Annotated in this window: 19 protein-coding genes and 1 tRNA gene; 9 read left to right on the top strand and 11 right to left on the bottom strand. The window is 58.8% G+C overall.

Annotated elements, in window-relative coordinates; translation table 11 throughout:
* Positions 1–46: 46 nt before the first annotated feature.
* From BXA01_RS02095 to BXA01_RS02085, 3 genes are all read right to left on the bottom strand, one after another.
* A complete protein-coding gene (locus tag BXA01_RS02095) occupies positions 47–733 on the bottom strand; it encodes an HPP family protein (protein ID WP_076562951.1) in 687 nt (228 codons plus the stop codon).
* A 156-nt stretch (positions 734–889) separates the two neighbouring features.
* On the bottom strand, positions 890–2,068 hold the full coding sequence (locus tag BXA01_RS02090) for an MFS transporter (protein ID WP_442961865.1): 1,179 nt from the start codon (positions 2,066–2,068) through the stop codon (positions 890–892).
* A 234-nt stretch (positions 2,069–2,302) separates the two neighbouring features.
* The gene (locus BXA01_RS02085) at positions 2,303–3,682 is read right to left on the bottom strand and encodes a UDP-glucose dehydrogenase family protein (protein ID WP_076562947.1); all 1,380 of its coding nucleotides are present in this window, start codon (positions 3,680–3,682) and stop codon (positions 2,303–2,305) included.
* A 243-nt stretch (positions 3,683–3,925) separates the two neighbouring features.
* Between BXA01_RS02085 and BXA01_RS02080 the strand changes: the two genes are divergently transcribed.
* Entirely contained in the window at positions 3,926–4,864 is a 939-nt protein-coding gene (locus BXA01_RS02080; RefSeq protein WP_442961863.1) for a site-specific integrase, read from the top strand.
* Between the two features lie 6 nt (positions 4,865–4,870).
* Here the strand turns inward: BXA01_RS02080 and BXA01_RS02075 are convergent, their stop codons facing one another.
* The 5 genes from BXA01_RS02075 to BXA01_RS02055 all read right to left on the bottom strand — a co-directional run bounded on the left by BXA01_RS02075 (position 4,871) and on the right by BXA01_RS02055 (position 11,245).
* Positions 4,871–5,419, bottom strand: a complete 549-nt coding sequence (locus BXA01_RS02075; protein ID WP_076562945.1) for a PqiC family protein — start codon at positions 5,417–5,419, stop codon at positions 4,871–4,873.
* Between the two features lie 17 nt (positions 5,420–5,436).
* On the bottom strand, positions 5,437–7,092 hold the full coding sequence (locus tag BXA01_RS02070; RefSeq protein WP_076562943.1) for a PqiB family protein: 1,656 nt from the start codon (positions 7,090–7,092) through the stop codon (positions 5,437–5,439).
* Positions 7,093–7,312: 220 nt separating this feature from the next.
* Positions 7,313–8,614, bottom strand: coding sequence for an NAD(P)/FAD-dependent oxidoreductase (locus BXA01_RS02065; RefSeq protein WP_076562941.1), 1,302 nt, complete (start codon positions 8,612–8,614; stop codon positions 7,313–7,315).
* Entirely contained in the window at positions 8,611–9,699 is a 1,089-nt protein-coding gene (locus BXA01_RS02060; RefSeq protein WP_076562939.1) for a polyamine ABC transporter substrate-binding protein, read from the bottom strand. The genes BXA01_RS02065 and BXA01_RS02060 overlap by 4 nt, the downstream gene beginning before the upstream one ends.
* A 187-nt stretch (positions 9,700–9,886) precedes the next feature.
* Positions 9,887–11,245 (bottom strand): glutamine synthetase family protein, encoded by a 1,359-nt coding sequence (locus tag BXA01_RS02055; RefSeq protein WP_016774729.1) that lies wholly within the window; start codon positions 11,243–11,245, stop codon positions 9,887–9,889.
* A gap of 162 nt (positions 11,246–11,407) precedes the next feature.
* Here BXA01_RS02055 and BXA01_RS02050 point away from each other — a divergent pair, with 162 nt between their 5' ends.
* The 5 genes from BXA01_RS02050 to BXA01_RS02030 all read left to right on the top strand — a co-directional run bounded on the left by BXA01_RS02050 (position 11,408) and on the right by BXA01_RS02030 (position 16,934).
* Positions 11,408–12,304: a helix-turn-helix domain-containing protein gene (locus tag BXA01_RS02050; protein WP_056786010.1), complete on the top strand. Its 897-nt coding sequence runs from the start codon at positions 11,408–11,410 to the stop codon at positions 12,302–12,304.
* A gap of 81 nt (positions 12,305–12,385) precedes the next feature.
* The gene (locus BXA01_RS02045; RefSeq protein WP_076562937.1) at positions 12,386–12,895 is read left to right on the top strand and encodes a sigma-70 family RNA polymerase sigma factor; all 510 of its coding nucleotides are present in this window, start codon (positions 12,386–12,388) and stop codon (positions 12,893–12,895) included.
* On the top strand, positions 12,895–13,845 hold the full coding sequence (locus tag BXA01_RS02040) for a FecR domain-containing protein (protein ID WP_076562935.1): 951 nt from the start codon (positions 12,895–12,897) through the stop codon (positions 13,843–13,845). Before BXA01_RS02045 ends, BXA01_RS02040 begins: the two co-directional genes overlap by 1 nt.
* A gap of 67 nt (positions 13,846–13,912) precedes the next feature.
* Positions 13,913–16,315, top strand: coding sequence for a TonB-dependent receptor (locus BXA01_RS02035; protein WP_076562933.1), 2,403 nt, complete (start codon positions 13,913–13,915; stop codon positions 16,313–16,315).
* A gap of 103 nt (positions 16,316–16,418) precedes the next feature.
* Complete coding sequence (locus BXA01_RS02030; protein WP_076562931.1) at positions 16,419–16,934, top strand: cupin domain-containing protein; 516 nt, start codon at positions 16,419–16,421, stop codon at positions 16,932–16,934.
* A gap of 189 nt (positions 16,935–17,123) precedes the next feature.
* Here BXA01_RS02030 and BXA01_RS02025 read toward each other — a convergent pair whose 3' ends face one another.
* The 3 genes from BXA01_RS02025 to BXA01_RS02015 form a co-directional block, all read right to left on the bottom strand.
* A complete protein-coding gene (locus tag BXA01_RS02025; protein ID WP_076562929.1) occupies positions 17,124–19,445 on the bottom strand; it encodes a hypothetical protein in 2,322 nt (773 codons plus the stop codon).
* Between the two features lie 25 nt (positions 19,446–19,470).
* Positions 19,471–19,545: transfer RNA gene (locus BXA01_RS02020), tRNA-Lys, on the bottom strand.
* 142 nt (positions 19,546–19,687) lie between these two features.
* Complete coding sequence (locus tag BXA01_RS02015; RefSeq protein WP_076562927.1) at positions 19,688–20,326, bottom strand: dTMP kinase; 639 nt, start codon at positions 20,324–20,326, stop codon at positions 19,688–19,690.
* Positions 20,327–20,430: 104 nt separating this feature from the next.
* Here BXA01_RS02015 and BXA01_RS02010 point away from each other — a divergent pair, with 104 nt between their 5' ends.
* The 3 genes from BXA01_RS02010 to BXA01_RS02000 all read left to right on the top strand — a co-directional run bounded on the left by BXA01_RS02010 (position 20,431) and on the right by BXA01_RS02000 (position 22,862).
* Positions 20,431–21,492 carry an SDR family oxidoreductase gene (locus BXA01_RS02010; protein WP_076562925.1) on the top strand — a complete coding sequence of 354 codons (1,062 nt, stop codon included), beginning with the start codon at positions 20,431–20,433 and terminating at the stop codon, positions 21,490–21,492.
* A gap of 373 nt (positions 21,493–21,865) precedes the next feature.
* Positions 21,866–22,381, top strand: a complete 516-nt coding sequence (locus BXA01_RS02005) for an HvfX family Cu-binding RiPP maturation protein (RefSeq protein ID WP_076562923.1) — start codon at positions 21,866–21,868, stop codon at positions 22,379–22,381.
* 61 nt (positions 22,382–22,442) lie between these two features.
* A complete protein-coding gene (locus BXA01_RS02000) occupies positions 22,443–22,862 on the top strand; it encodes an organic hydroperoxide resistance protein (protein ID WP_076562921.1) in 420 nt (139 codons plus the stop codon).
* The last annotated feature ends 65 nt before the right edge of the window (positions 22,863–22,927 follow it).

The following is a 22,927-nucleotide window of genomic DNA, read 5'->3' as shown; positions in this document are numbered from 1 at the left end:
ATGTGCAGGGGGAATCTGCGTTTTTACATGCCTCGAAATTGCGTGGCTATCGAAAGGTTTCGCTGATGCTGCGGCGCTTGGCGTGCAATTCGCTGGCGTGGATCAGACGTTCGAGGTCTTCGGGGGTGACGTCGATGAAGGCTTCCATGTCGGCCAGCGCCAGTTTCAGGTCTTCGGCGGTAATAGCCTGGCGGTCGACCGGGACCACTGGCGGTGCCGGGTCGGCAGCGCGTTTCGGATAGCGGATGCGGGTCAGGTTGTTATAGGCCAGCGCACTAATGAGCATGCACAGCGCGCCGAGCATGACCGGCTCCATGGCTTTCCAGTCCATGGCGATGGTTGCCGGGTCGGCCAGCACCAGCGTCAACGCCAAGGCGCCGGCCGGTGGGTGCAGGCAACGCAGCCAGCACATGAGAATCACCGCCATGCCGGCAGCAAGACAGGCGCTGCCCAGCGTACGGCCAAGCACATGGGCGACCAGCAAGGCGACCACGCCAGCACACAGGTAGCCGCCAAGAATCGACCAAGGCTGGGCGAGGGCGCCCGAGGACACGGCGAACAGCAGCACCGCCGAAGCGCCGAGCGGGCCGACCAGGTGAAAGGCAACGTCATGGCCGAACACCTGCGCACACAGCCACACACTGAACAGCGTGCCCAGGGCCATGCCGATCGCGGCACGGCTCCATTCAGTAGGGCGGGTGTTGATGGCAGCGGGCAACCAGCGAGCAAGCATGTAGAACTGATCCTTTACAAAATCCGGGGCAAAAAAAAGGACTTGTCCGGCATATCCGGAAAGCCCTAGAAGCGTTCCAACATTGGGGGAGGAACGCGCGTAGTTTGCCGCTCAAAGTCGATGCTGACAAATTCATATAAATGCAGTTTTAGTGCACTATTTTTGCATTGAAGCGGTGCGCCAGGCGCTGACGAAGCACAGATAACCGCCCAGCGCCGCCAAACCGCTGAGGGCGTAGAACATGCTCGGCGCCGGCGTGTGCATCAATAGAAACCCGCACATTACCGGGCTGGCTGCGCCGCCAAGCGCTGACAGGTTCTGCGCGCCGTAGTAACTGCCGCGCAATGTCTCCGGGGCGAGAGTGTCGACGAAGAGGAAGTCGGCGGGGTAGATGATCATCTCGCCCAGGGTGAAGATGAACATCGCCAAGCACCAGCCGAGCAGGCTGTCCGCCACACTGAAGCCAATCAACCCGACGATGAACAGCGCAGTGCCGCCGGCGATCCAGTGACGCAGGTGTTCGCGACTGAGCCAGCGACCAACCTGATACTGCAGCAGGATCACCGTGATTGCGTTGCAGGCGAGCAGGGCGGCCATGGTGTCGAGCGTCTGTTGCTGGGTGTGGGTGACCAGCAGGTATTGCGACAGGTACAGCGTAAAGCGCCCGTGCACCAATGTGCTGAGCAGGCAACCGAGGGTGAACAGCACCATGGTGCGGTCGTTTTTCAGGATCATCAGCGTGTTGAGGAAACTTTGCGGCGCACTGCCGGAAGTTATCGGACTGGCATCCCTGGCCGCGCCGAGCAGCAGGAAAATACTGCCAATGGCGATCGCACCGGCAACGATGAACGGCGCGGACGGCTGCACCCCGGCAATCACCACGCCAATCATCGGGCCGACGGCGTAGCCGATATTGGTCAGCGTGTAATTGAGGGAAAACGCCTTGACCCGCTGGCCCACCGGCAGGTTTTCACTGAGGATCGCCTTGGAGCCGATGAGAAACAGCGCCGACGCGGTTTCGCTGATGATCAGCACCAGGGTGACCAGATACAGGTTCTGCGCGAAGGTCAGCAGGATCAGGCCGATACCGCTGGAGAGCATGGCCACAATCAGCAACTGGCGCTTGTCCAACTTGTCGATGATGTAGCCACCGTACAGCGACAGCAATGTAGCGCTGAATACGGCGATGCCGAGCAGCAAGCCGACATCCTGTGGATCGAGGCCAAGCTTGTTGCTGAGGAACAGCGTCAGCAACGGACTGACCAGGGCGCGGCTGATGACCACGGTCAGCGAGCTGATCATCAACCGGCGAATGAACGGCGAATACATGGTCACGGAAGGGGAATGTCCTTATTCGGGAAGCCTGGGCGAACGCCATCCTCTCTGGGCTGCCGCCACCGGTCAAGCTCCATCGCCCCATGCACATTGTCCCTGTGGGAGCTGGCTTGCCAGCGATTGCGGTGTGTCAGGCAACATTTGAATCGGCTGGTATTCCGTCATCGCTGGCAAGCCAGCTCCCACACGGTCTGTGTGCAGTCCAGAGCCATCACTGGCCACCGGCGGGCCAGTTCAAGCCACATCCGAAGCCGCCGGCCACTGCCGCAAGGTGATCGGCAACTTGCACGATTCACCGCGCCCCATCGGGAAATACTGGAAACCATTACGCGCCAGACGCTCGGCGTCGTACAAGTTGCGGCCGTCAAAGATCACCGGGCTATTGAGGCGCTGTTTGATCAGCTCGAAATCCGGGGCCTTGAACTGTTGCCATTCGGTACAGATGATCAACGCATCGGCGCCGGCCAGTACCGATTCCGGCGTGCCCATCAGCATCAGTTTTGATTCGTTTGGATAAAGATTCTGGGTTTCCACCATGGCCTCCGGATCAAACGCACGAACATTGGCACCGGCAGCCCATAAGTCTTCGAGCAGAACCCGGCTCGGCGCGTCGCGTATGTCGTCGGTGTTGGGCTTGAACGCCAAGCCCCATAGGGCAAAGGTCCTGCCGCGCAAGTCACCACGGTAGAACGCGTTGATGCGTTCAAACAGCTTGTGCTTCTGGCGCTGGTTGATCGCCTCAACCGCTTGCAGCAGATCACTGGAGCAATGTGCCTGCTCGGCACTGTGAATCAAGGCGCGCATGTCTTTGGGAAAACACGAACCGCCGTAGCCGCAACCCGGATAGATGAAGTGATAGCCGATCCGCGTATCGGCACCGATGCCCTGGCGCACTGATTCGATATCTGCGCCGAGGTGCTCGGCGAGTTCGGCGATCTGGTTGATGAAGCTGATCTTGGTCGCGAGCATGCAGTTGGCGGCGTATTTGGTCAGCTCGGCGCTGCGCAGGTCCATGAACAGGATGCGGTCATGGTTGCGGTTGAACGGCGCGTACAGATCGCGCATCACATCGCGCACTTCAGCGCCTTCGCAACCGATGACGATGCGATCCGGTCGCCGGCAATCAGCAACCGCTGAACCTTCCTTGAGAAATTCCGGGTTGGAGACAATATCGAACTGCAGCAGGCGGCCAATCTTGATCAGGGCCTTTTCGATGTGGCTGCGCAAAGCGTCGCCCGTGCCCACCGGCACCGTGGACTTTTCCACCACGATCAATGGCTGCTGGCGATGCCGGGCAATCGCGTCGCCGACCGACAACACGTAGCGCAGGTCCGCCGAGCCGTCCTCCCGTGACGGCGTGCCCACCGCAATGAACGCCACCCGCCCATGCAACACCGCAAGCCGCTCATCAGTGGTGAATTGCAGGCGCTGCGAGTCCAGGCCCTCGCGCACCAGGCTGGCCAGTCCCGGCTCGAAAATACTGACGTGACCCTGGCGTAACTGCTCGATCTTCTGCGCGTCGACATCCATGCACACAACGTCGTGACCGACCTCGGCCAGCACCGCCGCTTGCACCAGACCGACGTAACCACTGCCAAACACCGTGATCTTCATGCCGCACTCCTGTTCGCAGTCCCTGCATTGAACATAAGAGCGCGATGTTTCAGTTCGCCTACTGCGGTGATAAAGCAGCAAACAGACCGTTCGGGGAATGCCCGATTGACTTTTACCGCCTCGAACGGCAGGTTGTCGGCCTTTCGCGGCAACCCCTGTCATTGAGTCACGCCGTTTTTTTGCGTTTCATTTCATGCATTTATTGTTTTTGTTGAATCGTTTTTTATTTCAAGGCCGTTTCGTTTGAGTGATTTGTCGAGTACCCAACCTGCATCGTCCACCAGCAATCCGCTGGCCGTTTACCTGGCGCGACTGGCACCTTCCAGCCAGTTGACCATGCGCTATGTGCTGCAAGATGCCGCTGACCGCCTCGGTTTCGAGGACGTCGATATCGAAGAGATCCCCTGGCACGGCCTGCAACCGGAAGACGTGGTGGCGCTGGTCGCCGCTTTGCGTGCCGATGGTTATGCACCGAACACCTCGTCGCTGTACGTCAATGCCGTACGCGGGGTGATGAACGAAGCATGGCGCATGAGCCTGATCAGCCAGGATCACCTGTTGAAGATGCGTTCGGTCAAGGGCATAGCCGGCACGCGGCTGTCCCAGGGGCGCAACCTCAAGCGCACGCTGATTCATGAACTGATGGAAGTCTGCGCTGCCGACCCTCGCCCGCAGGGCTTGCGTGATGCGGCGGTGATAGCGCTGCTGTACGGCACCGGCATGCGCAAGTCGGAATCGGTGGATCTGGATCTGAGCCAGGTCGACTTTCACGAACGCAGCCTGACGGTGACCGGCAAGGGCAACAAACAGTTGATCAAGTACGCGCCGGCCTGGGCCTTTGCCAAGCTCGATGCCTGGCTGGAACTGCGGCGCTCACAGCTCAAGGAAGGCGAGAGCGACGATGCGTTTCTGTTCAACCGTATTCGCCGGGGCAGCCACATCACCCGCGAGCGCATCACCAAACACGCGATTTACTACATTGCCCGCCAGCGCGGTACGCAGGTCGGGGTGAAAATCATGCCCCATGACTTCCGTCGCTCATTCATCACCCGGGTGATCGAAGAGCACGACCTGTCGATCGCGCAGAAACTGGCGCATCACAGCAATATCCAGACGACCGCCAACTACGATGTGCGCGATGACAACGAGCGGCGGCGGGCGGTGGATCGCTTCGATTTGTAAACGGTGTCAGGTCTGCGGCGGGCAGCGCGAGCCGCTGGCACCCTGCGCGATGTGCGCAGCGAGGCGTTTGACGTTGTTCTGTTGCGCAGTCACCAGTTCGTCGATGCTCGGCCCTGAAGGTGTCTGCAAGACCGAGCGACAGCTCAGCAGCGCCGCGTCCGCCGCACCTGATGGGCGCACTCGCCATTTCACGTCGATCAAGGCGTACTGACCGGGAATCGAATCGAAGCGCTGCACGTCGATACGCACGGAGGCACGCTGCTGGCCGACGCCGCTGCTCAATTGATCGACCAGCGCGCCGCGCAACTCATCAGCAAGGGTGGCGCTCCACCAATCGGTTTCCAGAATCGCTACGCCGCTGTTGCCTTGGCGAATCACGATCTGCGCGCGATCGACCTGTGGCGGCACGCTGATGCTTTCGATGGCGATGTCGGCGCCGTTGCGGCTGGCACCCGGTTGCGCCGGAGTCAGTGTGTGAAAGCTGATCGGGTCGCTACGGCACGCAGTCAGCAGCACGAAGGCAGCGAGCACGGTGATCTTCAACGGTAAAGCCATGGATGCAGCTCCTGTGCTCAATTGCGTGGCGGTCCTTTGAGGTCCAGCGGCGCGGCGTTGTCGGGACGCCCGCGAATCAGCGACTCAGGGTGGCGACCGAGGTAATCCGACAGCTCTCGCAACGAGCGCGACATGCGCCCGAGCTCGTCGAGGGTCTCGGTGAGTTGCTCGCGTTGCGGTGAATCCTCGGCGAGGGTCGCATTGGCGGACTGCAACGTCTTGCTGACATCGGCGAGGGTGCTCTGTACACCCGGCAGAGTCCTGGCGTTGAACTGCTTCAGGCCTTTGCGCAGCTCGACCAGATTGCCGTCGAGGTTGCTGGCGATGCGCTCCACCGGCAGCGCGTTGATCTTGTTGACCATCGCCTCGAGTTTTTCCTGCAACTGTTCAAGGCTGCCGGGGACGGTCGGAATGGTGACCGGCCGTGCCTTGGGGTCGAACGCGACTTTCGGCGCTTTGGGGTAGAAATCCAGCGAAATATACAACTGACCGGTGAGCAGGTTGCCATTGCGGGCCTGGGCGCGCAGGCCATTTTCGATGAACGTGCCGATCAGGCGCGCGCCGGTGGCCTCGTCATTTTCGTCGCCATGGTAAGCCTTGAGCATCTTCGCGTGGGCGCGACCCAGACGCTGCGGATAGATGACGATGCCGACATTCACCGGGAAGGTGCGCTTGACCTCGTCGAAGTCGAGATTGACTGCCACCACCCGACCGATTTCAACCCCGAGGAACTCTACCGGCGCATCAACCTTGAGGCCGCGCAAGGCTTGATCGAAGCGCAGCGCCAGATATTGTGCCTTGCCGTTTGGCGGGGCGAGGGCGGTGGCCTGGTCGGCGAACAGTTCGAAACCCTTGTCTTCACTGGCTGGCGAATCGTTGGGACTGTAATCCGGAGCGCGGAAAGCGATGCCGCCGACCAGCAGGGTCGACAGCGATTCCGTTTTCACCGCAAAGCCGTTGGCACCGACATTGATGTCGATGCCGCTGGCGTTCCAGAAGCGGGTGTTTTCGGTGACGTAGGCATCGTTCGGCGAATGCACGAACACTTCGATGTTGACGCCTTTGCCGTCCTGGTCCAAGGCATAGGACACCACTTGGCCGACTGGGATCTTGCGGTAATAGACGGGGGAGCCGATGTCCAGCGAGCCGAGGTCGGCGGTGTGCAGGGTGAAGCGCTTGCCCGGTTCGCCGTAGGTGATCGGCGGCGGGTTTTCCAGACCCTTGAAGTTTTTTGTACGGGTATTGGCCTGGCCAATGTCGGCACCGATGTAGTCGCCCGACAGCAGTGTGTCGATGCCCGATACCCCGCCGGCGCCGATGCGCGGACGTACCACCCAGAATTGCGAGTCCTCGCGGGTGAAGGCTTCGGCTTGCTTGGCGAGTTTGATCGTGGCGTTGACGTGTTTATGGTCGTTGGCCAGTTCAACATCGGAGACATGGCCGATGACTACGTTGCGGTACCTGACTTCGGTCTTGTTGGCGGTCAGGCCGTCGCCGGTCTTGAAGGTGACGGTGATTGTCGGACCTTCCTGAAGGATGTTGTGAATCACCAGCGAAATGCCCACCAGCACCGCCACGATCGGCACGATCCATACCAGCGAGATACCGAATCGGCGGGTTTTGATCGGCGCCTGACCGGGTGCTCGCGGCTCGTCGCTGGCTGACGACTTCATCCATGTCCTCCTCAATTAATCGGGCACTGAGCGTCAGGAACGCAAAAGCACCTCATCAATATAGAAGTGCTTGGCGATAGAGCAAATGTGTATAGCTGGCGTTGGACGCGATTGCAGTCCAGGAGCTGCCGAAGGCTGCGATCTTTTGATCGAGTGTGGGACGCGGAGCGTCCGGCTGCATTCCCACGCAGAGCGTGGGAACGATCAGTGTAAGCGCCTGTTAACCGAGCATTTCGCGCAGGCGATACCAGAACATGCCCAGCGCCAACAACGGCGAACGCAACGCCGGGCCGCCGGGGAAGGTCATGTGCGGCACGCTGCTGAACACGTCCATGCCCTGGCTATGCCCGGCATGAATGGCTTCGCCCAGCAATTCCGCGCACCAGTGGGTGACGTTGAGGCCATGGCCGGAATAGCCCTGCGCGTAAAACACGTTCGGGTGCTGCTTGAGCCGGCCAACCTGGGGGAAACGATTGGCGGTAATACCGATCTTCCCGCCCCATTGGTAGTCGATGCGCACGTCGGCCAGTTGCGGGAACACCTTGAGCATTTTCGGTCGCATGTAGGCGGCGATATCCGCCGGATCGCGCCCGGAATAATGACAAGCACCGCCGAACAGCAGCCGTCGATCAGCCGAGAGTCGGTAATAGTCCAGTCCGACTTTTTGATCGCACAACGCCAGGTTCTGTGGAATCAACTGCGCGGCGCGGCTTTCGTCCAGCGGCTCGGTGGCAATGATGTAACTGCCAGCGGGCAGAACTTTGCCGCTGAGTTTCGGCTCGAGGTCATCCAGATGCGCGTTGCAGCCGAGCACCAGGCTGCCGGCGCGCACTGAACCCGTTGCGCAACGCACCTCGACGGTCGGGCCATGGAGGATTTCCAGCACCGGACTTTGCTCAAAGATACGCACGCCCAGCGATGCCGCGAGACGCGCCTCACCTTGCACAAGATCCAGCGGATGTAAATGGCCCGAACCCATGTCGATCAATCCGCCGGCGTACACACCAGCGTCGACCACTTGCTCACGGATCTGCTCCGGCCCGACCAGCCTCGTTGCGTGGGCATAGTCGAGTTCGGCGAGGCTGTCCTGTTCCTGCTTGAACGCGGCGAATTGCGCGGCGGTGTTGGCCAGTTCGCAAAAGCCCCAGCGCAGATCACAGTCGATGGCGTTGTCAGTGATGCGCTGGCGCACCAGCTCCACCGAATCGATGCCGGCGCGCTGCAGATAGCGCACGCCGTCCTGGCCAACGTAACGGGCGAAACCCTCGACTTCATGGCCGATGCCGCGAATCAGCTGCCCGCCATTGCGCCCGCTGGCGCCCCAGCCGATACGTCGCGCCTCGAGCAAAACCACTGACAGACCGCGCTGCGCCAGCTCAATCGCGGTATTGACGCCAGTGAAGCCGCCACCGATTACACAGACGTCGGCAAGCAAATCACCATCCAGCGCAGGGTAGGGCGTGCTCGCCCGCGCAGAAGCAGCGTAATAAGAGCCGGTGTGTTGTGCGCTGTGCTGATTCATTTGTTCGACTTCACTTTGCTCCACGACCGGGTCATCAGCCGCATGATCGCCTGGGGCGGGGTCGAGGAAATGTAGAGTTTGTCGAGCACCGACTGCGGCGGATAAACCTCAGGATTGTTGACCAGTTCCTGATCCATGAACGGTTTGGCCGCCGGATTCGGGTTGGCGTAGCCGACGGTGGCGCTGACTTTGGCGATCACTTGCGGATCTAGCAGGTAGTTGATGAAGGCGTGCGCCTCTTTGGCGTTGCTCGCGTCGGCTGGGATCGCCAGCAGATCGAACCACAGGTTGGCGCCTTCCTTGGGGATGGCGTAAGCGATATTCACACCGTTCTTGGCTTCCTTGGCGCGGTTGGCTGCCTGGAACACATCGCCGGAGTAACCGAACGCGACGCAGATGTCGCCATTGGCCAGGTCCGACACGTACTTGGAGGAATGGAAATAGGTGATGTACGGACGGATGCTCAGCAGCTTGGCTTCGGCCTTTTTGTAGTCTTCAGGGTTTTCACTGCGCGGGTCCATGCCCATGTAGTTGAGGATGGCCGGGAAGACTTCGTCGGCGGAATCTATCATCGACACACCGCACTGGCTGAGCTTCTTCAGATTTTCGGGTTCGAACAGCACGGCCCAGGAATCGATGTGGTCGATGCCGAGCACTTGCTTGACCTTATCGACGTTGTAACCGATGCCGTTGGTACCCCACAGATAGGGCACCGAGTGCTCATTGCCAGGATCATTTTTCTCAAGCAATTCAAGCAGTTTCGGGTCAAGGTTCTTCCAGTTTGGCAACTGTGAACGATCGAGCTTCATGAACGCGCCGGCCTTTACCTGGCGGGCGAGGAAATGGTTGGACGGGACTACCACGTCGTATCCGGTGCGACCGGCGAGGAGTTTGCCTTCAAGGGTTTCGTTGGAGTCGAAGACGTCGTAGATCACCTTGATCCCGGTCTTGCTCCGGAAGTCGGCGAGGGTGGTTTCGCCGATGTAGTCGGTCCAGTTGTAGACGCTGACTTGGGGCTCGGCGTGGGCTACGGCACTGAACAGCACGCTCAGCGCGACCGGGAGTACGGATTTCAATAGACGCATATCGACACCTCTTCTTGTAATGAACGTTCCCACGCTCTGCGTGGGAATGCCGCAACGGACGCTCCGCGTTCGGCTTTGGATGGGACGCAGAGCGTCCCGGGATGCATTCCCACGCGGGAGCGTGGGAACGATCAACTGTGCGGCCGTCTTCGCGAGCAGGCTCGCTCCCACAGGGACGGGCGCGCCGTCAGACGCTGAGCAGTAGAAATTCACGCTCCCACGAGCTGATCACGCGCTTGAAGTTTTCATGCTCGGCGCGTTTGACCGCGACGTAGCCGCGGACGAATTTGCTGCCCAGGTACTCGGCGACCTTCGGGCACTCTTCCATCTGCGTCAGGGCTTCTTCGATGGTGATGGGCAGGCGCAGATTGCGGCGCTCGTAGGCCCGGCCTTCGACCGCCGCGCTCGGCTCGATCTTCTCGACCATGCCGATGTAGCCGCACAGCAGACTCGCGGCAATCGCCAGATACGGGTTGGCGTCGGCGCCGGGCAAGCGGTTCTCCACGCGCATCGATTCCGGCCCCGAAGTCGGCACACGCAGGCCAACCGTGCGGTTCTCTTCACCCCATTCGACGTTGACCGGTGCCGAGGTGTCCGGCAGGAAGCGGCGGAACGAATTGACGTTCGGCGCGAACATCGGCAGCACTTTCGGGATGTACTTCTGCAGGCCACCGATGTGATGACGGAACAGCTCGCTCATGTTGCCCTCGGCATCGGCGAAGATCGGCTGGCCCGTCGCGATCTCGACCACGCTCTGGTGCAGGTGCATGGCGCTGCCAGGCTCGTCGCCGATCGGCTTGGCCATGAACGTCGCGGTGACGTTGTGCTTGAGCGCCGCCTCGCGCAGGGTGCGCTTGAACACGGTGATCTGGTCCGCCAGATCCAATGCATCGCCATGGCGGAAGTTGATTTCCATCTGCGCCGGGCCGTCTTCGTGGATCAACGTGTCGAGATCCAGGCCTTGCAGTTCGCACCAGTCGTAGACGTCTTCGAACAGCGGATCGAATTCGTTGGCGGCATCGATCGAGAATGACTGGCGCCCGCTTTCCGCACGGCCCGAACGGCCAAGCGGTGCCTTGAGCGGCAGGTCCGGATCTTCACAGCGCTGGGTCAGGTAGAACTCCATTTCCGGCGCGACAATCGGCTTCCAGCCCTTGTCGGTATAAAGCTGCAGGACTTTCTTCAGCACGTTGCGCGGCGACAGTTCGATCGGATTGCCAAACTTGTCGAAGGTGTCGTGGATGACGATGGCAGTCGGCTCGATTGCCCACGGAATGACGTACACGGCGTCGGAAACCGGTTTGCAGACCATGTCGATGTCAGCCGGGTCGAGCAGGTCGTAGTAGATGTCGTCGTCGACAAAATCCCCGGTTACCGTTTGCAGCAGCACGCTTTCCGGCAGGCGCATGCCGCGCTCATGCAGGAACTTGTTGGTCGGTGCAATCTTGCCGCGGGCGATGCCGGTCAGGTCGCTGACCACGCATTCGACTTCGGTAATCTTGTGATCTTTCAGCCAGGTGAACAGCTGATCGAAAGGGGCGTTCATAAAGACCTCGTTATTGGTTTTGTAGACGCCGGGGAGGGCGGGTTTCATCTTCCGCCCCTTCCCCTGTGGCGCGTTGGCGACTATCTTGGGCGCGGCTTGCGATTCCATCTATCCACTTTCAGCAGCACCAAAGCGCACCAAAAGAGTGCGCAAGGTCCCCTCATGACAACGTGCAATCCGCTTCAGGTACAAGCGTTCAATACCGCCGACGTGGCCGAGCAAATCCGCGCCACACCGGGCTGGGTCCAGCATTACCAGCAGATGTCACCGGGACATTTCGCCGGGCAGATTCGTTATCTCGATCTGCAGGGCGTCGAGGTTTACGAAGAACAGATGAACACCCGGGTCGAGCAGAATTTCAGTGCGCCATCCGGGGCTCTGGCGTTCTGTTTTGATCGCAGTGACAACGCGCTGTATCTGCTCAACGAAGAGAGCCGCAACATCTGGATCACCCCGGAGAACTACCGGGAAATCGCTGTGGTATTCGGTCCGGATTTCGTCCGCGAGCACGGTTTGCAAGTGGCAAAGCTCGAAGGTTTGTTCATGGCGCCGCTTAACTGCGGACAGAACGCTTTGTTCAGCGGCTGGTTAAGCTCGATTCTCACGAAGTTATCGCAAGCTGCTGATCCACTTGATAAAGATCGCCTGACTCGGCAACTGCTCGAGGACTGCCTGTTCATCCTCGACAACGCTCAAACCCGTCTTGATCGCGGAGGATTGCAGCAGCGCAACAACGAACGCCAAATCATGAAGCGAGTAGGGGAGTGGGCGGCTGATTCGCCGGAAGACACGGTCAATCTGCTCGAACTTTCTCACGTTGCCGGCGTACCCCTGCGCCAGTTGCAACAGGCTTTCAAGGCCTACACCGGGATGACCCCGAGCCACTGGTTGCGCCTGAGGCGGCTAAACAGTGCGCACCGTGAATTGCTCAAGCGCCGACCTTGCGAAACCACCGTTGCCGAAGTGGCGATGCGCTGGTCGTTCTGGCATCTGGGGCGGTTTTCCAGCAGTTACCGCGCGCTTTTCAAGGAGCTGCCGAGCGAAACGCTCAAGCGCTGAGCAGAAAAAGGCTTTGTGTCCTCGCAGAAGTTAAATAGAATCAGTCTCATTTGAATCTACCTTCGCGCAGGGTCTCTTGAGATGATTGAAGCCACGTCACCGTCGGAGCAAAGCCTGCAGCAGTTGTACCGCGAGCATCGCGGCTGGCTGGAAACCTGGCTGCGCCGGCGCATGGGCAATGCGTGGGATGCGGCGGACCTCAGTCAAGACACCTTTGTCCGCGTCCTGTGCCACGCGCCGCCACTGGCTGAATTGCGCGAGCCGCGCGCGTATCTGCTCACCGTCGGCAAACGGCTACTGAGCAATTTCTACACGCGGCGCCATCTGGAAAAAGCCTACCTCGATGCCTTGGCGCAATTGCCGGAAGCGTGCGCACCGTCGCCGGAGCAGCGCTGGTTGCTGCTGGAAACCTTGCAGGCGCTGGATGAATTGCTCGATGGCTTGCCACGTGCGGTGCGTCGGGCATTTCTTTGGAGCCAGCTCGAAGGCCTCGGCTACCGCGAGATTGCCGAGCGCTTGCAGATTTCCGAGCGCACGGTGAAACGTTACATGGCCCAGGCGTACGAGCATTGCTTGCTGGTGGATCTCTGATGCGCGTTGCACCCAATGATGAAATGCGGGAAGTGGCGCGGGCAGCGGCGCACTGGCTGGCACTGCTCGAGTCCGGTGGTGCCAGTGATGAAGATCGCGCACGGTTGCAGCATTGGCGCGCCAGTGACAGTCGCCACGAGAACGCTTGGCAGAAAATCCAGCAGCTTCGCCAGCGTTTCGCAGGTTTACCGCCGACACTGGCCATGGCCACGCTGGATCGGCCTGATCCGGCGCGGCGCGCTGCTCTCAAGCGTGCCTTGGGCGTGGCGGCGCTGGTGCCGGCGGTGTGGTTGATCGGACGCGAGCTGCCGCTGGAGGTCTGGCGCGCCGACCTGCACACCAACACCGGCGAGCGGCGCAAAGTGCAGTTGGTCCAGGATTCTTCATTGCAACTCAACACCGACAGCGCGGTGAATGTCGATCTGCCTGCACGTCAGCTGACACTGATTCGTGGCGAGATGGCGCTCAACGTGGCGGGCGATTCAGCCTTTATCGTCAACGCGCCTTATGGGCGGATGATCGTCAATCACAGCGACATCTCGGTGCGCCTCAATGCACGCGATTGCCAGGTCTGCGTGCTGCGCGGTTCGGTGCAATTGCAGCCACTGCACGGCCCGGCGCTGGTACTGCAGCAGGGCCAGCAAGTCAGCCTGCAAGCTTCGGGCGCGGGGGCGGTGACGGCATTCGATGCGTTGATGCCCGGTTGGCGCGATGGCGTGCTGATGGCGCAGAACCAGCCGCTGGGTAATTTCCTTCGCGAGCTGAGTCGCTACCGCTCGGGCGTGCTGCGTTGGGATCCGGCGCTGGAATCGCTGCGCATCACCGGCAGTTTCCGCCTCGACGACACCGATCAAGTGCTGGCACTGCTGGCAGCCAGTTTGCCTGTCGAAGTGCATACGCGAACGCGATTTTGGGTGTCACTGGTACCGCGTGCAGAAAAAACTGGCTGAAGTCTGTCCCTTTTTTTCGCCTCGCTGGTCATTCCAGGCAAGTGAACAAAATCGAGAGCTTCTTCCAATGCCCGCAGTATTCCCAGGTCGTTTGCGTCCGTTGTTGCAGTCGAGCCTTTTGCTGAGCCTGAGTGCCAGCCCCATAATGATCCAATCGAGCTGGGCCGACGATGGCAGCCGCCGCAGTTATCAGGTGCCGGCCGGTAGTCTGAGTACAGCGCTGACGCGCTTCGCCGGTCTGGCCGGAGTCAATCTTTCGGTGGATCCGGCGCTGGTCAGCGGCCGCAGCAGCAATGGATTGTCCGGCGAGTTTGGTGTGGAGGAGGGGTTCAGCCGGTTGTTGCTGGGTTCGGGTTTGCAGCTGCAACCGGTCGGCGATCAGGCTTATACGCTGGTGCCCGCAGCGCAAGGCAGCACCTTGCAACTGGCACCGACATCCATTCTTGGTGCGAGCGATTCAGCCGATGCCGACGTCTTCGCCGGTGGCCAGGTTGCACGGCGTGGCTCGCAAGGGCTGTTGGGGTCCAGGGATTTCATGGAAACCCCGTTCAGCATGACCACCTACACCAGCGAAACGGTGAAAAACCAACAGGCGCGCACGCTCGGCGACCTGATCGGCAGCGACCCTTCGGTACGCGCAACCAACCCGGCCGGTGGCCGCTACGAGCAATTCACCATCCGTGGTTTCAGCCTGTTCAACAGTGATGTTGCCTACAACGGCCTCTACGGAATCTTGCCGACTTACACCATTGATATGGAAATGGCAGATCGCGTCGACATTCTCAAAGGCCCGAGCCAATTGATCAACGGGATTTCGCCACGGGGCAGTGTAGGAGGGGGGATCAACGTCGTGCCGAAGCGGGCGACCGACAAGCCGATCACTTCGCTGACGGCTAACTACGCCTCGAACAATCAAGTCGGCGGCGCGGTCGATGTCGGACGGCGTTTTGGCGAAGACAATCAGTTCGGCCTTCGCTTCAACGGGGTTAAACAGTCCGGTGATACCGAATGGGATCATCAGAGTGTCGATCGCGACATGGCAGTACTCGGTCTGGATTTCCGTGGTGAACGCTTGCGACTTTCCACCGATATCGGCCACACCGAGCGCGACACCGACGCACCGCAGGAACGCGTGCAGGTCGCGGCCGGTGCCAAGGTGCCGAACGCTAATGATGTGCGCGATAACTACGCGCAACCCTGGAGCCGGGCGCGAACCAAAGACACTTTCGGCACGCTCAACGGCGAGTTCGATGTCAGCGATTCAGTCATGCTGTATGGCGGCGTCGGCGCACGTAAAAGCAATCACGACTTCTTGCGCCATGCGGTCTCGGTGACCAATGACGCCGGCGACTTCAGCGTCCAGCCGCGCGACTTCACTCGCGACGAAAACGTTCGCACGGCTACCGCTGGCGTTCGTAACTGGTTCCAGACCGGACCGGTCAGCCATGAAGTGAACCTGGCGGCCAACTACTTTTATATGGACTTCGAAAACGGCGGCGCCCGTTACGCGGCCGGGCGCAGCAATCTCTACGACCCGGTGGAAATAGCCAGACCCGGCACGCCGACCCGCAATGACGCCAAGGTCTACACCGAAAATCGCTTCAGCGGCGTGGCCTTGTCCGACACGCTCGGTTTCTTCGATGATCGACTGCTGCTGACTCTGGGGGCGCGCTGGCAGCGGGTCAAAGTCGATGACTGGAGCGACGGCATCAAGGGCGACACGGCTTACGATGAGGAAAAAGTCTCGCCGTCGGGCGGCATTCTGTTCAGGGCGACGGACAAACTTTCGCTGTACGCCAACTACATGGAAGGCCTCAGCCAAGGCAAAATCGCGCCATCGACATCTATCAACGAAGACGAAATCTTCCCGCCATTCATCAGTCGCCAGGTTGAAGTCGGCGCAAAGTACGACGCGGGCTCATACGCGCTGACAGCAGCGGTGTTTCGCATCAAACAACCTGCCTACGAAACCAATGCGACCACAAGAGTCTTCGGCCCGAACGGCAAGCGTGAGAACAACGGCGTAGAACTGAGCGTGTTCGGCGAACCGCTCAAAGGCTTCCGGTTGCTCGGCGGGGTAATGTACATCGACAGCGAACTGACCCACACCACCAACGGCACATTCGACGGCAACCGTGCGCCTGCGACACCGAAATACAACGTCAACCTTGGTGCAGAGTGGGACGTACCGACTGTGCAGGGTTTGACACTGACCAGTCGTGGAATCTATTCGAGTTCGCAGTATCTGGATCAGGCGAATGATAAGGAAATCGACTCCTGGGAGCGGTTCGATGTAGGCACACGCTATGCTTTCAAGCTGGACGAGAAGACGATTACCTTGCGCGCCAATGTCGAAAACGTGCTGGATAAACGCTATTGGAGCTCGGCAGGCGCCTCGGATGACAGCGAACCGGGATTGACGCTTTCGACACCGCGAACGTATCTGCTGTCGGCGACGGTAGACTTCTAATGGAGCAGGCTACGTGCGTCGATCGTCGTCGAAAATACGTTAACTACACTAAATGACCGTTTAGTTGAGCTAACAAAAATTATTACCGATAACGGAGAAGACCATGATTCAGCGCAAGCCGAACGCAATTGATGTGATTGCTGCGCTGAATCTACAGCCTCATGTCGAGGGCGGTTATTACCGCAGAACCTATCAAGCCGATCACCGTGACTACCTTGAAACGCAGCGAGGCCCGCGATATCTGCTGACCTCGATCTACTATCTGCTTACTGAGCAATCGCCAGTGGGCCAGTTTCATTTCAACCAGTCCGACATCCTGCATTATTTCCAGTTGGGCGACGCCATCGAATACAACCTGATCCACGCCGACGGCTCATTGCAAACGCTGGCTATGGGCAGCGATGTTTTGGCTGGTCAGCAACTGCAGTTGCACGTACCGGGTGGAATTTGGAAAGCCTCTCGATTACTGGAAGGCTCAAATGGCTTTGGCTTGATCAGCGAAGCGGTTTCGCCTGGGTTTGATTTCGCAGACATGGAAATCGGTAATCGCGCAAAACTCACGGCACAGTTTCCACAGCATGGAGCGCTGATTGAAAAGCTGACGCGTGATGATGGATGAGGGCTGTAGATTGGGAAGAATGCAGTTTGTAGGGAAAGCTGGTCTTGAAGCGGCCAACGCAGATTCAAATCTCCTGGGCGACCACGCTAACCTTGTAATACTTTGTTACGTGTAATGTATATTATGTTAAATCACGTACGTGAGTGGCTTTGGCTCTTAGCCAACTGCAGCACCTCTTGAAGTCATCGCCTAACCGATGCCGTTCGCTCGCAGCTTCAACAACCAATGTTGCTCGGTGGTCCATCCGAGGAAAACCCGAGCCCCTTCACTTCCTTGGCGAGCCTCCGTCAAAGGAGCTCCAGAAGCTGCAATTCGCAGTCCCGTAATCGCCGGCAGAAACCTTTCACGAAACGCACTAGGCTGTTTCGCGAAATGAGCTTCGATACTCGCGACTGCGCATTGCCTTTCTTCTTCACCGAGCATCGCTAAATAAAACACCATCTGCCGCCAAGCATAAGCCGTATTTTTAATCATCACCAAGCTGCTGTGATAAAGGCGCAATTTCATCTGTTGGCGTACGCATATCCATTTGAAGCATTCCTCAGCCATTGAAGCCAAGCAATCTTGCAACAGCGCCTTCAACCCAAGCTCACCAAACAACAGCGAAAGGTTTTGCGTCGTCAGGATCTGTTGTTGCTCGATGATTTTCCCGTTAGTCGCCGGCCGCCATGTACCCAGACCCTCATCAGCCCGCTGGGAGCACAATCTGGCCAATGCGTCCTTGGAACTAGCGTCAGGCCTGAAGAACCTCTTGCGCCTGGATTTCGGCTGATCAGGAAGCATCGCCAATTGGCTTGCATCAATGTCGTAGTAATTGGCGTATAGCGTGCCACCTGTCAAAGATGCCGCCTGCCTTGCAGCTCTTATGTACTTGTTGGAGAAAGCGCCCATGAAAATGTCCGAAGCGACCTCTTCAACAAAAGGCAGATCCAGTTTGGCCATCGCAGCAAGCGCAGCAAATTCCTGAATGAGTTTGTTGGGCAGGATCGCATGAGGAAAAGCGCATAGAGTCATTGCTGCGGATTGGATCAGGAGCTTTTTCGCTGCCTCAGCGACCACCGCGTCCGTTTCTCGCTGGTCTTCAACAGCCGCCACCCACGGCAATTCCTTCATTTTGACCTGGGCTTGCAGATCCAACAGCAATAATGATCGGCGTTGTCGAAAGGCGCGATAGGTTGCGACAGACAGCATCCGCAGCGACGTATCGCGAAATCCTGCGCTGCAGATCTCAGCCGTTATCGCTGGCAGCAGACGCGCTACGGTATCGCCAGATGTAATCAATCCCTTCTCGATCAACTCAGCAATTGTTCCCTTTCGACACCGCTCGACGCGTCGACGAATATCAGGAGGAATGCCGATACCTGTTAACAGCGAATATGCGGTCGCTTCTTCGCAGGTAACGGGTTGCAGCAGAGATGAAAAGTCGGAAACTCCGTCCGAACCGGGATACCTGCTCAGACGTGCGGCAACCGCTTTAGCAAATAGATGGTGCCCAGGTGCAGACACGTGAGTGCGCTGAGTTTCTCTGCTCTTCAGGTGAGATTCAGATTCGGGATGACCATGCTTGCGTACGAAATCCTCGACGATCCTGCGAATTCGTCCGACTTGTCGTCCGGTAAGCGAAGCCGCATCGCTAGCGCAACTCCCCAGCAGTGCAAACAACTCCCCTACCCGATCCCTCGAGCTTTCAGCTTGACTTGGAGCGCTGGGGCAAGAAGCATTGAACTGCCGCTTCAGAGTATCCGCCTGCTCAAACCAGTCATCGGGGTATCGGCGACAAGGCCAATCATCCTGATACGTTAGAAGGAAGAGCGACACCGCCGAATCATAAAGCGGCAAGCGAGTCTCAACGACATGTTTCTGCACTGCCACGCGCGCCTGTGCCGGGCGATTTGAAAGCACGGCTCTGACATCACCGACAGTAAAAACCTGCACTTGCCCTGCTGAAAGCGGCGAACAGTCAGACGCCATCGGAAAGAATCGCAGCTGTTCAAAGAAAGGCGCTATCGCTTCAACCAGGTCCCATGCGTTCTCTGTACGTTGCTGCCCCAGCAACCAGGCCACCGTCAGCAGTGCAGCTTCTTCGGGCACCTCGATTCGATAATCCCCGCTCGCCAGCTTCGCTTGCAGTACCTCGATCCCCTCCTCCGTAAGGTGCCAAGTGTTGAGATCGAGTCGCTCGGAGCCAGGACGGATACCTGGAATCGAAGCAGCCAGCTGTCGCTCGTACTCGGTCAGTGCACCGCCGGCCATGAACTGCCCAGTGGCGAAACCTCCCGTGACGACTTCCAGCGTGATCCACTCAGGCACATCCGCGAATGGAGTTCGTGAGCCATACGACGCGGATCCCTGCAATATGTGCTCGATTACATTGCGCCAGCGCTCGATGCGCTTGCTCGTCTGTCCGTTATCGTCGAGGCCCGACGCAGCGAGTGCCCGAGACAGTTGAAAGGCTGCATAGCCGGCACCTATGCCGGCATTTGCATTCGATTTCCTATCGTTCTTGGGCATGAGTCCGTCCGTGCCTGCGATGTTGTGGGTCCGGGGGCTGGATTCGAACCAGCGCCCACCCGGTTAAGAGCCGAGTGTTCTACCGCTGAACTACCCCGGAACAGAGCGCGGATTGTCCACCAGCGCTGAACGATTGTGAAGGTTGAAAACATTGCCGGTTGTGAACCTGGATGTATCCCTTGAACTTATATGCTCAGTCGGCGATGACCCATAGGGTTCACTCAAGTCCGCTCCTCCCAGCATCACAGACGGATACTTAGGACATGGAGGCGTCTAATCACCCGATTAATCTCCCCTACCACCCGCCCCGTCGCTTCCTCGATCGTTCCCTCATTCCGACACAAAAACCAACCCTGATCGGCAGCGGCCACCTCAAATGCCTCAGTACAAGCGACATGCTCCTCCAGACCGCGAAGCACCGTGCTGCTCAAGCCGCGCCGTCGTGCCCCTGCCCTCGCCCACGAAATCTCCGCCGTCGTCACCACCCCGACATGCAGGTCTGGCACCTGTACGTTGCGGTCAATGTTCAACTGCAAGATTTCAGCGAAAGGCACTATCCGGCGAAACGCGGCATCGGACGGGTACCAGCGATCGATCAGGATGATGCTGTCGGCGGGTTGTTTGGTCAGCACGTTTCGGGAAATCCAACTGCGGCTATCAGCCAGGCGTTGGCAAACTTCCAGCTCCAGATTCCGGTCGGGATGTCGGACGAGTCGATTCACCAGATGCATTGTCTCGCCCCTGAACGGGTCGCTTTTTTTCTCGCACAGTCGGATGACTTTCTGGTTGTCTGCCCTCAGGACTTCAGTGATGGCCTCCAACAGCGAGGTTTTGCCGACGCCTTTGGGGCCATCCAGAGCGACAAACAGCGGACGAGTCATTTTTCTCACAGGCTTTAACGGGGAGTAGCGCGCACTCTAACGGATTTTCCGGTTGAACCTCTGTTGCTCAGACGGACTCCCAAACTCAAATCCAGGAGAAACCTATGACCCAGACAGCTCTAGTCGTGGGCGCCAGCGGCATTGTCGGCAGCGCCATCACCCAGTTACTCATCGACAACCAGTGGCAGGTTGCCGCGCTGTCGAGGCATCCATCACCAGCGCAAGGCGTGATCCCTGTCGCGGCGGACCTTCAGGATCCTGCTTCTCTGGAACAGGCGCTGAAAGATTTGAAACCCACGCATGTGTTCATTACCACATGGTCGCGGCAAGCCACGGAGGCCGAGAACATTCGCGTCAATGCCGCCATGGTGCGCAACGTCCTCGCCGCCATTCGCCCAACCAAAAGCGTCAAACACGTAGCACTGGTTACCGGCCTGAAACACTACCTCGGCCCGTTCGAAGCCTATGGTAAGGGCAGCCTGCCACAGACGCCGTTTCGCGAAGAGCAGGGTCGCCTCGATGTCGAGAATTTCTATTACGCTCAGGAAGACGAACTCTTCGCCGCTGCGGAAAAGGACGGTTTCACTTGGAGCGTGCATCGCCCGCATACCGTTACTGGGGTGGCCGTGGGCAATGCGATGAACATGGCAACCACCCTCGCCGTCTATGCCTCGATTTGCAAACACACCAATCGCCCATTTGTGTTTCCCGGATCCAGGGTGCAGTGGGACAGCCTCACCGACATGACCGATGCGCGGCAATTGGCGAAACAGCAACTGTGGGCGGCCACCACGCCGGCTGCGGCAAATCAGGCATTCAATATCACCAATGGTGATGTATTCCGGTGGAAATGGATGTGGGGCCGCATTGCCGAGTACTTCGACCTGCCTGCTGCTGACTATCCTGCGTCACCTTCGCCTCTAGAGAAGCAGATGGCGGACGATCAAGCCGTATGGACGCAAATAGTCGCCGAGCACGGTTTGAAAGAGTCCGACATTGGACGCCTGATTTCCCCATGGCATACCGATGCCGACCTTGGTCGCCCCATCGAAGTGGTCACGGATATGTCGAAAAGCCGCCTGATGGGCTTCACTGCCTACCAGGCGAGCGATCAGGCATTTTTCGACGTGTTCGACAAACTGCGGGAGATGCGCTTGATCCCCTAGGCGGTTCCAGACAGATAAGGTGGGCACCTGGCGTGCCCCCTCATTCAACAGTCATTTCCACGCCCTCGCCCCCCACATCTGCGACTTTCATTCGCCCTGTGAAATCCTCCTGCCAGTCACCGGCAGAACGCAGCCGATCGTATATCCCAACTCCAAAATAGCGCCTTCCACAGGTATCGCTCTGTATCCAAGTGTGTACGGACGCAAACACGTTACACAACATTGATCTTCCCGCCCCCTCAGACACAAGCGAGATACACCAGCACGATGAACTGCGCCCACGGCCAGCGCAGTGCTCCTGTGCCTGACACCTGTCATTGGGAGCACCTGAAGGGCTTCCACTTTCTTGACGACAAGTCGGAGGATTAAACCAATGCATACAAACGCGTCATCGGTCTTGAATCGCCTGCACCTTAATCTTGATCGCGCTGGAGACTGGATCGCCCCTTTGAGCCTGCGCGTGTTTCTGGCTTGGGAGTTTTTTGAAGCGGGATGGGAAAAGTGGAACGGTGAAAACTGGTTCCCGAGCATTCAAGGGGCCTTTCCTTTTCCCTTCAATCAGCTGCCGGCTACGTTCAATTGGCAGTTATCCATGTGGGCAGAGCTGCTCTGTTCCATTGCTTTGCTTGTAGGCCTGGGAACACGTCTTTCGGCACTGATCCTCATAGTGGTCACCGTCGTGGCAACTGCCGCAGTTCACTGGCCAGCAGAGTGGTCGACGTTGAGCGAACTGGCTATGGGGTACTCCATCAGCAACAAAGGCTACGGCAATTTCAAGCTGCCGTTGATCTATCTCGTCGCACTTCTGCCACTGGTATTCACAGGCGCCGGCAAGCTGAGCCTGGATGCATTCATCGATCGGTATCTCAAGCGTTTGAATGCACGCTGAGTGTTATCGCGTCACCAAGGTTATCGCTCTCAACCCCCGCTAGTTAATCAGGAGTTTCACCATGACCCATATTGATAAAGTGCTGTACACCGGCAAAGTCCATACCTCCTCGGGTGGTCGCAATGGCACCGCCGTCAGCGACGACGGCCGACTGGATATAAAGCTGTCGTCGCCTGGCACTTCTGGCGCCGGTACCAACCCAGAGCAGTTGTTCGCCGCAGGTTGGTCGGCTTGTTTTATCGGTGCAATGGGACTAGCGGCGAGCAAGCTGAAAGTCACCCTCCCGATTGACCTTGCGGTCGACGCCGAAGTGGATCTAGGCACAACCGATGGTGCGTATTTCCTCCAGGCTCGCCTCAACGTCTCCCTTCCCGGGCTGGATCGCAACGTCGCTCAAGAGCTGATCGACACCGCACACCAGACATGCCCGTACTCCAAAGCGACGCGGAACAACATCAACGTGGTGATCAACCTCGTTTGAGCAGAACCGTGGAGGGTTTCAAATCCCCGATTCACACCCGCGGCTGCCAGCGGTAACCGTGGAGG

The sequence above is a fragment of the Pseudomonas sp. B10 genome, from assembly GCF_900156235.1.
Taxonomy (GTDB): Bacteria; Pseudomonadota; Gammaproteobacteria; order Pseudomonadales; family Pseudomonadaceae; genus Aquipseudomonas; species Aquipseudomonas siliginis.
The sequence above is the reverse complement of the archived record's forward strand: the minus strand, read 5'-3'. Positions and strand labels throughout refer to the sequence as shown.

Coding starts and splice junctions, on each gene's coding strand:
- BXA01_RS02030 (WP_076562931.1), top strand. CDS start 16,419: ATGATTCAGCGCAAGCCGAACGCAATTGATGTGATTGCTGCGCTGAAT.
- BXA01_RS02040 (WP_076562935.1), top strand. CDS start 12,895: ATGCGCGTTGCACCCAATGATGAAATGCGGGAAGTGGCGCGGGCAGCG.
- BXA01_RS02055 (WP_016774729.1), bottom strand. CDS start 11,245: ATGAACGCCCCTTTCGATCAGCTGTTCACCTGGCTGAAAGATCACAAG.
- BXA01_RS02035 (WP_076562933.1), top strand. CDS start 13,913: ATGCCCGCAGTATTCCCAGGTCGTTTGCGTCCGTTGTTGCAGTCGAGC.
- BXA01_RS02005 (WP_076562923.1), top strand. CDS start 21,866: ATGCATACAAACGCGTCATCGGTCTTGAATCGCCTGCACCTTAATCTT.
- BXA01_RS02075 (WP_076562945.1), bottom strand. CDS start 5,419: ATGGCTTTACCGTTGAAGATCACCGTGCTCGCTGCCTTCGTGCTGCTG.
- BXA01_RS02015 (WP_076562927.1), bottom strand. CDS start 20,326: ATGACTCGTCCGCTGTTTGTCGCTCTGGATGGCCCCAAAGGCGTCGGC.
- BXA01_RS02010 (WP_076562925.1), top strand. CDS start 20,431: ATGACCCAGACAGCTCTAGTCGTGGGCGCCAGCGGCATTGTCGGCAGC.
- BXA01_RS02095 (WP_076562951.1), bottom strand. CDS start 733: ATGCTTGCTCGCTGGTTGCCCGCTGCCATCAACACCCGCCCTACTGAA.
- BXA01_RS02045 (WP_076562937.1), top strand. CDS start 12,386: ATGATTGAAGCCACGTCACCGTCGGAGCAAAGCCTGCAGCAGTTGTAC.
- BXA01_RS02070 (WP_076562943.1), bottom strand. CDS start 7,092: ATGAAGTCGTCAGCCAGCGACGAGCCGCGAGCACCCGGTCAGGCGCCG.
- BXA01_RS02050 (WP_056786010.1), top strand. CDS start 11,408: ATGACAACGTGCAATCCGCTTCAGGTACAAGCGTTCAATACCGCCGAC.
- BXA01_RS02025 (WP_076562929.1), bottom strand. CDS start 19,445: ATGCCCAAGAACGATAGGAAATCGAATGCAAATGCCGGCATAGGTGCC.
- BXA01_RS02085 (WP_076562947.1), bottom strand. CDS start 3,682: ATGAAGATCACGGTGTTTGGCAGTGGTTACGTCGGTCTGGTGCAAGCG.
- BXA01_RS02065 (WP_076562941.1), bottom strand. CDS start 8,614: ATGAATCAGCACAGCGCACAACACACCGGCTCTTATTACGCTGCTTCT.
- BXA01_RS02000 (WP_076562921.1), top strand. CDS start 22,443: ATGACCCATATTGATAAAGTGCTGTACACCGGCAAAGTCCATACCTCC.
- BXA01_RS02060 (WP_076562939.1), bottom strand. CDS start 9,699: ATGCGTCTATTGAAATCCGTACTCCCGGTCGCGCTGAGCGTGCTGTTC.